This window comes from Spirillospora sp. NPDC046719, from assembly GCF_040645715.1.
Lineage (GTDB): Bacteria > Actinomycetota > Actinomycetes > Streptosporangiales > Streptosporangiaceae > Spirillospora.
Window position 1 is genome coordinate 26,839 of record NZ_JBEYYT010000087.1, and the last position, 1,044, is coordinate 27,882.

Sequence of the window (1,044 nt, forward strand, 5' to 3'; positions counted from 1 at the left end):
GGTGTCGCGGGGGGGGGGGCCCCCGGGCGCCGGCCGCGTGGTTCTTCGCCCCCGCCGCGGGCCTTGTGGCTTTTGACTAGGCGCCGCGCGGGCCCGCCCCCGCGGCCCCCCCCCCCCGACTCGGTGAGACCGCCCTTGACGGTGCGCGGCGCGACCGTGGTGCCGTCCTCGATGGCCGCCACGCGCAGCTCGGTGCCGTCCCAGGGCATGCGGGGGTGGTTCCACTGCACCCAGGCGAGGTGCCCGCCGCTCGGGGACGGGGCCGGCGACGCGTAGAAGTGCGCGCCGGTCACCAGCTCGCGGATGGCCCCGGCGTCGTCGGCGGCGCTCCCGTCCAGGGGGACGGCGACGATCGCGCGGCGGATCCCGGCGGCGGTGTCCCCGCCTTCGGGTGGCTCGGCGATGTGCCCCTCGCACACGCACCAGATCTCGGTGCCGTCGGGGGAGAGCACGTAGTCGGCATAACGCAGCCCCGCCTGGACGGCCGGCTCCGGGGTGAGCGGGTACGGCTTGGGGTCGCCCTCGTCAAGCCGGTGGAGGCGCTGGTCCTCGTAGTTGGAGAACACCAGCGACACGCCCTCGGCGGTACGGACCGGCAGGTATGACCGCCCGCCGTACTCGTGGACGCGCGTGCGGGCGTCCCACGGAGCCTGGAGCACCTCGGTGCGATGCCCGCCCTTGAGATGGATGACCGTCGTCCGCCCGCCCTCCTCGGGTCGGGTCTCCTGCCACCACACGTCATCACCCGCGACGGTGGGGAAACTGAGGCGCAGCCGGGCGCGGGCCACATCGGCCGCGGAGATGGGGGAAGGCCAGGAGCCGTAGGGGAGGGTCACACGAGCGGTCATACCAGGAATCGTCCCGCATACGGGGATCGGTTGGGGCCATGACGGGCGCTTTGACTTCGGAAAGATATGTGCCGGTCACGGGTGATCGGCGCCCCTTCGCCGCGCGGGCGGTCCGGGGCCGGGAAAGCGGAGGGGGGCCCCCCCCAAACGTGGGGCCCCCCGCGGCGGGCCGGGGGGGGGGGGGCGGCCCCCCCCC

General features: G+C 75.4%; 1 pseudogene. It reads right to left on the minus strand.

Annotation, left to right across the window (positions count from 1 at the left end):
- A pseudogene (locus ABZ914_RS17350) lies at nucleotides 1-848 on the minus strand (hypothetical protein); the annotation flags it as partial.
- Nucleotides 849-1,044 lie beyond the last annotated feature (196 nt).